The sequence below is a fragment of the Streptomyces sp. NPDC005195 genome (assembly GCF_040608315.1).
In the GTDB taxonomy this organism is placed as follows: Bacteria; Actinomycetota; Actinomycetes; order Streptomycetales; family Streptomycetaceae; genus Streptomyces; species Streptomyces kaempferi.
The window spans coordinates 51,559-60,431 of sequence record NZ_JBEXHZ010000038.1 but is presented as its reverse complement, the minus strand read 5'-3'; the positions used below and the strand labels follow the sequence as shown (position 1 = coordinate 60,431).

The window sequence follows — 8,873 nt, the reverse complement described above, 5'->3', positions numbered from 1 at the left end:
GCCCCCCCCCGCGCCCCCCCGCCCCCCCGGGCGCGCCCCCCCCGGGGGGCGCACCCGGCGCCCCCGGGCCGGGGTCACCGGGTTGCGGCGGTGGGACCGGGGGTGTGCGCGGTGGCGGGTCCGCCGGGATCAGCGGACGGGATGCCCCGCCCCCCGCAGCGCCTCCTTCACCTCGCCGATCCGCAGGTCGCCGAAGTGGAAGACGGACGCGGCGAGCACCGCGTCCGCGCCCGCGCCGACGGCGGGCGGGAAGTCGGCGAGCCGGCCCGCGCCACCGCTGGCGATCAGCGGCACGGTGACGTGCTTGCGGACGGCCTCGATCATCTCGATGTCGTAGCCGTCCTTCGTGCCGTCCGCGTCCATCGAGTTGAGCAGGATCTCGCCCGCGCCCAGCTCGGCGGCCCGGTGGGCCCATTCGACGGCGTCGATGCCGGTGCCCTCGCGGCCTCCGTGGGTGGTGACCTCGAAGGAGCCGCTCTCCGTGCGCCGGGCGTCCACCGACAGCACGAGGACCTGACGGCCGAAACGCTCGGCGATCTCACGGATGAGGTCGGGCCGGGCGATCGCGGCCGTGTTGACCCCGACCTTGTCCGCGCCCGCCCGCAGCAGTTTGTCCACGTCCTCGGCGGTGCGCACCCCGCCGCCCACGGTCAGCGGGATGAAGACCTGCTCGGCCGTGCGCCGCACCACGTCGTACGTGGTCTCGCGGTTGCCGGAGGACGCGGTGATGTCCAGGAACGTCAGTTCGTCGGCGCCCTCGGCGTCGTACACCTTGGCCATCTCGACCGGGTCGCCCGCGTCGCGCAGGTTCTGGAAGTTGACGCCCTTGACGACCCGGCCGTTGTCCACGTCCAGGCAGGGGATCACTCGTACGGCCAGGGTCATGACCGCGTCGCCTCCCGGTACGCCTCCACCTCGACCTCGACGACCAGCCGCGGGTCCACGAGGCCGGAGACGACGATCATGGTCGCGGCGGGGCGGACGGAGTCGAAGAGCTCCTTGTGGGCGCGTCCGACCTCCTCCGCGTCCCGGGCGTGGGTGAGGTACATACGGGTGCGCACGACCGTGTCGCGGTCGAGGCCGAGCTCCTTCAGCGCGGCGAGCGCGACGCCGAAGGCGGTGACCGCCTGCTCGTACGGGCCGCCGTCGACGATCGCGCCGTCGACCACGGAGGTGCAGCCGGAGACCAGCACCAGCCCGTTGGGAAGTTCCACGGCGCGGGAGTACCCGAAGGCCTCCTCCCAGGAGGCGCCGCCGGTGACGCGTCGGACGCCGCTCACCGGGCCACCGCCTCCAGGGCCTCTTCCAGCGTGAACGCCTTCGCGTACAGGGCCTTCCCGACGATCGAGCCCTCGACGCCGAGGGGCACGAGCGCGGCGATGGCGCGCAGGTCGTCCAGGGAGGAGACCCCGCCGGAGGCGACCACGGGCCGGTCCGTCGCGGCGCAGACGTTCCTGAGCAGTTCCAGGTTCGGGCCCTGCAGCGTGCCGTCCTTGGCGATGTCCGTGACCACGTAGCGCGCGCAGCCCTCGGAGTCGAGGCGCGCCAGCGTCTCGTAGAGGTCGCCGCCGTCGCGGGTCCAGCCGCGTCCGCGCAGTGTCGTGCCGCGTACGTCGAGGCCGACCGCGATCCTGTCGCCGTGCTCGGTGATGACCTTGGCGACCCATTCGGGGGTCTCCAGCGCGGCGGTGCCGAGGTTGACGCGGGTGCAGCCGGTGGCGAGGGCGGCGGCGAGCGTGTCGTCGTCGCGGATACCGCCGGACAGCTCGACCTCGATGTCCATGGCGCCGGCGACCTCGGCGATCAGCTCGCGGTTGTCACCGGTCCCGAAGGCGGCGTCCAGGTCGACCAGGTGCAGCCACTCGGCGCCCGAGCGCTGCCAGGCGAGGGCGGCCTCCAGGGGGGAGCCGTAAGAAGTTTCCGTCCCCGACTCGCCGTGCACGAGCCGGACGGCCTGGCCGTCGCGGACGTCGACGGCGGGGAGGAGTTCGAGCTTGCTCACAGTGTTCCGATCCAGTTGGTGAGGAGCTGGGCTCCGGCGTCGCCGGACTTCTCGGGGTGGAACTGGGTGGCCCACAGCGCGCCGTTCTCGACGGCCGCCACGAAGGGCTCGCCGTGCGTCGCCCAGCTGACCAGGGGCGCGCGGATCGCGGGGTTCGTGACGTCCAGGGACCAGTCGTGGACGGCGTACGAGTGGACGAAGTAGAAGCGCGCGTCGGCGCCGAGCCCCGCGAAGAGCCGTGAGTCCGCCGGTGCCTCGACCGTGTTCCAGCCCATGTGGGGCACGATGCCGGCCTGCAGCGGCTCGACCGAGCCCGGCCACTCGTCCAGGCCCTCGGTCTCCACGCCGTGCTCGATGCCCCGTGCGAAGAGGATCTGCATACCGACGCAGATGCCCATCACCGGGCGGCCGCCCGCCAGACGGCGGCCGATGATCCAGTCACCTCGGGCGTCCCTGAGGCCCTTCATGCAGGCGGCGAAGGCGCCGACGCCCGGCACCAGCAGCCCGTCCGCGTTCATGGCCGTGTCGTAGTCACGGGTGATCTCGACGTCGGCGCCGGCGCGGGCGAGGGCGCGCTCGGCGGAGCGCACGTTCCCGAAGCCGTAGTCGAAGACGACGACCTTCCTGGAGCCGCTCAATTCCACACCGCCAGCCTCATGACCCCCGCGACCAGGCACATCGCGGCGCCGATGGAGAGCAGCACGACGAGGCTCCTGGGCATCTCCTGCTTGACGAAGGAGTAGATGCCGCCGAGGAGGAAGAGTCCGACGACGATCAGGATGCTCGACAGGCCGGTCACAGTGTCTTTCCGTTCGCTTCTGTGCCCGCGTCGCCGGGCGCGGCGGGCATCGTCATCAGGTGCGGCGCGGTGGCCGCTCGGGCCGCGCTCACAGCGCGCCCTTGGTGGAGGGGAGGATTCCCGCGGCGCGCGGGTCGCGTTCGGAGGCGTAGCGCAGCGCCCTGGCCAGAGCCTTGAACTGGCACTCCACGATGTGGTGCGCGTTGCGCCCGTAGGGCACGTGCACGTGCAGCGCGATCTGGGCCTGGGCGACGAAGGACTCCAGGATGTGCCGGGTCATCGTCGTGTCGTACTCGCCGATCATGGGCGCCATGTTCTCGGGCTCGGTGTGCACGAGGTAGGGGCGGCCGGAGAGGTCGACGGTCACCTGGGCGAGCGACTCGTCCAGCGGGACCGTGCAGTTGCCGAAGCGGTAGATGCCCACCTTGTCGCCGAGCGCCTGCTTGAAGGCGGCGCCCAGCGCGAGGGCGGTGTCCTCGATGGTGTGGTGGGAGTCGATGTGCAGGTCACCCTCGGTCTTCACGGTCAGGTCGAACAGACCGTGCCGCCCGAGCTGGTCGAGCATGTGGTCGTAGAAGCCGACGCCCGTCGACACCTCGACCCGGCCGGTCCCGTCGAGGTCGATCTCGACGAGGACCGACGTCTCCTTGGTCGTCCGCTCCACTCTTCCGACGCGGCTCATGCGCTCTGCTCCTTCTTCAACTCACGGACCGCGTCCAGGAACGCGTCGTTTTCGGCCGGGGTGCCCGCGGAGACCCGCAGCCGGCCCGGTACGCCGTTGTCCCGGACCAGGACGCCCCGGTCGAGGATCTTCCGCCACGCTTCGTGGGAGTCCGCGAATCGCCCGAACTGCACGAAGTTGGCGTCCGACTCGGTCACCTCGTACCCGATCGCGCGCAGTTCGGTGACCAGCCGGTCCCGCTCGGCCTTCAGGCGCTCCACGTAGGCCAGCAGGGTGTCGGTGTGCTCCAGGGCGGCCAGGGCCGTGGCCTGGGTGACGGCCGACAGGTGGTACGGCAGCCGTACGAGCTGCACGGCGTCGACGACCGCCGGGTGCGCGGCGAGATAGCCCAGGCGCAGCCCGGCCGCGCCGAACGCCTTCGACATCGTCCGCGAGACGACGAGATTCGGCCGTCCTTCGAGCAGCGGCAGCAGCGAGTCGCCGTGGCTGAACTCGACGTAGGCCTCGTCCACGATCACCATCGACGGCCTGGCCGCCTGTGCGGCCTCGTACAGCGCGATGACCGTCTCGCGTGGCAGCGCGTTGCCGGTGGGGTTGTTGGGGGTGGTGAGGAAGACGACGTGGGGGCGGTGCTCGGCGACGGCCCGCTCGGCGGCGGCGGGGTCGATGGTGAAGTCCTCGTCGCGCGGGCCGGGGATCCAGCCGGTGCCGGTGCCGCGCGCGATCAGCGCGTGCATCGAGTACGAGGGCTCGAAGCCGATCGCCGTGCGGCCGGGTCCGCCGAAGGTCTGCAGCAGCTGCTGGATGACCTCGTTCGAGCCGTTGGCCGCCCAGACGTTCTCGACGCCGACCCGGTGCTTGCCGGTCCTCGTCAGGTACCTGGCCAGCTCGGTGCGCAGCTGAACGGCGTCCCGGTCGGGGTAGCGGTTGAGGTCGCGGGCGGCCTCACGCACCCGCTCGGCGATCCGCTCGACGAGGGGTTCGGGCAGCGGGTAGGGGTTCTCGTTGGTGTTCAGCCGCACGGCGACGTCGAGCTGGGGCGCGCCGTAGGGGGACTTGCCGCGCAGCTCGTCCCGTACGGGGAGATCGTCGATGCCGGTCACTTGCCTTCAGGTACCTTCCATCCGAACCTGGCCTTGATCGCCGCGCCGTGGGCGGGCAGGTCCTCCGCCTCCGCGAGCGTCACGACGTGGTGGGCGACGTCGGCGAGGGCGTCCTTCGTGTAGTCGACGATGTGGATGCCACGCAGGAAGGACTGGACGGACAGGCCCGAGGAGTGGCAGGCGCAGCCGCCGGTGGGCAGGACGTGGTTGGAGCCCGCCGCGTAGTCGCCGAGCGAGACGGGGGCCCAGGGGCCGACGAAGATCGCTCCGGCGTTCCGGACCCGGTCGGCGACCGCGGCCGCGTCGGCCGTCTGGATCTCCAGGTGCTCGGCGCCGTACGCGTCGACGACGCGCAGACCCTCCTCGATGCCGTCGACCAGGACGATCGCGGACTGGCGGCCGTTCAGGGCCGGGACGATCCGGTCGTCGACGTGCTTGGTGGCCGCGAGCTGCGGTTCCAGTTCCTTCTCCACGGCGTCCGCGAGGGCCGGTGAGTCGGTGACCAGGACGGCCGCGGCCAGGGGGTCGTGCTCGGCCTGGCTGATCAGGTCGGCGGCGACGTGCACCGGGTCTGCGGTCTCGTCGGCGAGGACGGCGATCTCGGTCGGTCCGGCCTCCGCGTCGATGCCGATCCGGCCGGTGAAGTAGCGCTTGGCGGCGGCGACCCAGATGTTGCCGGGACCGGTCACCATGTCGACGGACGGGCAGGACTCGGTGCCGTACGCGAACATCGCGACGGCCGTGGCGCCGCCGGCCGCGTACACCTCGTCGACACCGAGGAGGGCGCAGGCCGCGAGAATCGTCGGGTGCGGCAGGCCGCCGAACGCGGACTGGGCCGGGGAGGCGAGCGCGATGGACCCGACGCCGGCTTCCTGCGCCGGGACCACGTTCATGACCACGGACGACGGGTACACGGAGCGGCCACCGGGCGCGTACAGCCCGACGCGGTCGACCGGCACCCACTTCTCGGTGACCGAGCCGCCCCGCACGACCTGGGTGGTGTGCGCGGTGCGGCGCTGCGCGCGGTGGACCAGGCGGGCCCGGCGGATGGACTCCTCCAGGGCCGCGCGTACGGCCGGGTCGAGCCGCTCCAGGGCGTCCGTGAGGGCCTGGACCGGGACGCGCACGGCTTCCAGCCGAACGCCGTCGAACTTCTCCGCGTAGTCGATCAGCGCCGCGTCCCCCCGATGATGCACGGCCTCGCAGATCGGACGCACCTTCTCCAGGGCGGCCGATACGTCGAAGTCGGCTCGGGGCAGCAGGTCGCGCAGGGCGGTGCCTTCGGGGAGGGCGTCGCCGCGCAGATCGATTCGGGAGATCACGTGGGCAATTCTCTCAGACCGAGATAAGGCGCCGGTCGCCCGTATCAATGGCTGATACAAGCCACCCCCGTCTCCCCCGGGACATCCCCGTCACCAGTAGCGTTCGGCCTGTCACACAGCGGGCATGAACGATTGTACGAACCCGCGAGTAGCTGGGGAGGAAGGGAAGCACCGTGACCGAGGGTGCCGGCACCCGCGCCGGGGACCTGCCGGACGAACTGACCGCCGCCGAGGCCGGGATGTGGCAGGCCTTCCGCAACGGCAGCGTGTACGACCTGCGCGACGGGGACACCGCCGTGGACGATCCGCACGGCGGGCACCCCTGGGGACCCGAGCGCAGCGTGCGGGCGCGGATCGTGGCATGGCTGCTGCTCGACGGGCCGCCCGCCCTGCAAGGCCGGGTCGCCTCCCTGAAGCTGACCGGCGTGCAGATCTCCGACGTCCTGGACCTCGCGGGCGGCACCGTGGTGCCGTACATCGAGCTGAAGGGCTGCCGGTTCGAGAAGGAGATCCTGCTGCCGGAGGCCCGCTTCACGACCGTACGCCTCGTCGACTGCTCGGTGCCGCGCCTGGAGGCGGCCCGGTTGCACACGGAGGGCGACCTGCATCTGCCGCGCTGCCGCTTCCACAACGGCGTACGGCTGACCGACGCGCACATCGGCACCGACCTGATGCTCAACCAGGCCGTGGTCTACCGGGACCGGCGCGGCCGCTCGATCACCGGCGACGGCATGTTCGTCGGCCAGGATCTGCAGGCGGAGATGCTGGAGTCGCACGGTGAGCTGAGCCTGCGCGGCGCGACCGTCGGCGTCTCGCTCAGTCTGCGCGGCAGCAACCTGAGCAATCCGTACACCCGGCTCGCCCTGAACGCCCCCCAGCTGACCGTCAACCGCACGCTGTACATGACACCCGCGGCCGTCGGGGCGCCCTGGCTGATGAGCGGCACCACCCCGGCGCGCGGCACGCTCGTGCAGCGGTTCGAGTGCCGGGGCGGGATACGGCTGGACGACGGGCGGTTCGGGGACGCCGTCGATTTCGAGCGGGCCCGCTTCATCTTCGACGACGACCAAGAGCTGTCCCTGCTGCGGGTGCAGACGCCGGAGCTGCGCTTTCTCGGGGAGCGGCCCGAGCGGGGCAAGATCGTGCTGTCCGGAGCGCGGATCGTCAACCTGGTCGACCGCGCGGACAGCTGGCCCCAGCCGGGCAATCTGCACATGGGCGGCTTCAGCTACGAGAACCTGGTGCCCCAGGGCGCGTTCCCGCTGACGCGGCGCCTGGAGTGGGTGGCCGCGGCGACCGCCGAGTACAGCCCGGAGCCGTACGAGCGGCTGGCCACCGTGCTGCGCGACTCCGGCGAGGACGAGGACGCGCGCGAGGTGCTGCTCGCCAAGCAGCGCCGCCGCCGCGAGACGCTGCCGCTCGCGGCCAAGCTGTGGGGGTACGCGCAGGACTGGACGGTCGCCTACGGGTACCGGCCCGGCCGCGCGGCCCTGTGGATGGCGGTGCTCTGGGCGGCGACGTCGATCGCCTTCTCGCACGCGAGCCATCCGCCGGTCGACGACAGTGGGCATCCGCCGTGGAACGCGGCGCTGTTCGCCCTGGACCTGCTGCTGCCCGTGGTCGACCTCGGACAGGTGGGCGTCTGGCAGTTGCGCGGCGGCTGGCAGTGGCTGGCCGCCGTGGTGATCCTGCTCGGCTGGATCCTGGCGACGACGGTGGCGGCGGGAGCGACACGGCTGCTGCGGCGCAGCTGACGGCGGCGAGGCCGGGGCACGGCCGGGGCGCCCCGCTATTGTTGACCAGGGTTCAATAGCTGGGAAACGGTCATTTTTTACCCCTTCTTGACTGTTTAGCGTACAACCAATCAACGGTTACGAAAGCGTCACCGCCCCCCTCTGGTACAGCCCCGACCTGCGGCTTTCAATGGTCGACACCATGGCACTGCTGCGCGCGTTCATCCGCACGGCCCGGATGGCCCGTAACTCCTCACGTCTCGCCGCCGGGCTGCCCGCCGACGACGAGGTGCTGCTGGACGCCCCCGACGACCGGCTCGCGCCGGCCCTGGTCGGCGCGGGCCGCGGCGAGTACGGCATCACCGCCAAGCTGCTCGCCACCACCCGCGAGGCCGCCGAGTGGGAGAACCGCGACCGCTACACGATGCGTCTCGCCGGCTTCGCGCGCTGCCGCGGCGAATGGCTCGACACCTGGCAGGACGACTCCCCGCACGACCCGGACGCGCTGCTGGTCAAGGCCGAACTCGCGGTACGCCGCTGGTGGGACTCGCCCGCCCGCGCCGAACTGCTGCGCCAGGTCGGCCCGCTGATCACGGCCGCGGCCGAGGGCGACCCGCACGACCCGGTGCCGTGGCGGATCGCGCTCGACCACGCCAGGGGGACCAACGCCGGGCACACCGAGTTCGAGAAGCTGTGGGGCGAGGCCGTACGCCGGTCCCCGCACCACTACGGATGCCACGTGGCCGCCCTGAAGTACCTCTCGGCCGCCTGGTACGGCTCGCACCGTGAGTGCTTCGACTTCGCCGAGCGGGCCGCCCAGGACGCGCTGCCCGGCTCCCTGGTGCAGGCCCTGCCGGTGCGCGCGGCCTTCGCGTTCCTGACCGGGGGCGGCGGGGCCGTGGTGCGGCGCGAGCGGCTCGACGCGGCGGCCGACCTCGCCATCGCGGTCTCGGCGGCCTATGGGCCCGCCGATCCGTGGCCCGCCGAGGTCCGCAACCTGCTCACCTACGTCCTGGTCAGGCTGGAGCGCTGGACGGACGCCCTGGAACAGCTCCGTCTGATCGGTCCCTACGCCACCTCGTTCCCCTGGGACCGGGTCTCCGACGACCCCCTGAGCCAGTTCCTGGAACTGCGCGACGGGGTGCGTCTGGAGGTCGCCTCCCGCACGCCCGTACATCCACGGAGTGGGCACGGCGGACGCGCTCCCTCCGGCGACCATTAGGCTTGCCCGT

Annotated in this window: 10 protein-coding genes; 2 read left to right on the top strand and 8 right to left on the bottom strand. The window is 72.0% G+C overall.

Annotation, left to right across the window (positions count from 1 at the left end):
* Positions 1-129 precede the first annotated feature (129 nt).
* The 8 genes from hisF to hisD all read right to left on the bottom strand — a co-directional run bounded on the left by hisF (position 130) and on the right by hisD (position 5,908).
* Complete coding sequence (gene hisF / locus ABZV34_RS28350; protein ID WP_356282482.1) at positions 130-885, bottom strand: imidazole glycerol phosphate synthase subunit HisF; 756 nt, start codon at positions 883-885, stop codon at positions 130-132.
* Positions 882-1,280, bottom strand: coding sequence for a RidA family protein (locus ABZV34_RS28345; RefSeq protein WP_356282479.1), 399 nt, complete (start codon positions 1,278-1,280; stop codon positions 882-884). The genes hisF and ABZV34_RS28345 overlap by 4 nt, the downstream gene beginning before the upstream one ends.
* A complete protein-coding gene (priA, locus tag ABZV34_RS28340) occupies positions 1,277-2,002 on the bottom strand; it encodes a bifunctional 1-(5-phosphoribosyl)-5-((5-phosphoribosylamino)methylideneamino)imidazole-4-carboxamide isomerase/phosphoribosylanthranilate isomerase PriA (protein ID WP_356282476.1) in 726 nt (241 codons plus the stop codon). Before priA ends, ABZV34_RS28345 begins: the two co-directional genes overlap by 4 nt.
* The gene (gene hisH, locus ABZV34_RS28335) at positions 1,999-2,646 is read right to left on the bottom strand and encodes an imidazole glycerol phosphate synthase subunit HisH (protein ID WP_356282473.1); all 648 of its coding nucleotides are present in this window, start codon (positions 2,644-2,646) and stop codon (positions 1,999-2,001) included. Before hisH ends, priA begins: the two co-directional genes overlap by 4 nt.
* Positions 2,637-2,801 carry a hypothetical protein gene (locus ABZV34_RS28330; RefSeq protein ID WP_356282470.1) on the bottom strand — a complete coding sequence of 55 codons (165 nt, stop codon included), beginning with the start codon at positions 2,799-2,801 and terminating at the stop codon, positions 2,637-2,639. Before ABZV34_RS28330 ends, hisH begins: the two co-directional genes overlap by 10 nt.
* 88 nt (positions 2,802-2,889) lie before the next feature.
* Entirely contained in the window at positions 2,890-3,483 is a 594-nt protein-coding gene (hisB, locus tag ABZV34_RS28325) for an imidazoleglycerol-phosphate dehydratase HisB (protein WP_266698512.1), read from the bottom strand.
* On the bottom strand, positions 3,480-4,586 hold the full coding sequence (locus ABZV34_RS28320) for a histidinol-phosphate transaminase (protein WP_356282467.1): 1,107 nt from the start codon (positions 4,584-4,586) through the stop codon (positions 3,480-3,482). The genes hisB and ABZV34_RS28320 overlap by 4 nt, the downstream gene beginning before the upstream one ends.
* Complete coding sequence (hisD, locus tag ABZV34_RS28315) at positions 4,583-5,908, bottom strand: histidinol dehydrogenase (protein ID WP_356282464.1); 1,326 nt, start codon at positions 5,906-5,908, stop codon at positions 4,583-4,585. Before hisD ends, ABZV34_RS28320 begins: the two co-directional genes overlap by 4 nt.
* A gap of 173 nt (positions 5,909-6,081) precedes the next feature.
* Between hisD and ABZV34_RS28310 the strand changes: the two genes are divergently transcribed.
* Both ABZV34_RS28310 and ABZV34_RS28305 read left to right on the top strand, forming a co-directional pair.
* Positions 6,082-7,662 carry an oxidoreductase gene (locus ABZV34_RS28310; RefSeq protein WP_356282461.1) on the top strand — a complete coding sequence of 527 codons (1,581 nt, stop codon included), beginning with the start codon at positions 6,082-6,084 and terminating at the stop codon, positions 7,660-7,662.
* Positions 7,663-7,843: 181 nt separating this feature from the next.
* Positions 7,844-8,863, top strand: coding sequence for a hypothetical protein (locus ABZV34_RS28305; protein WP_356282458.1), 1,020 nt, complete (start codon positions 7,844-7,846; stop codon positions 8,861-8,863).
* The last annotated feature ends 10 nt before the right edge of the window (positions 8,864-8,873 follow it).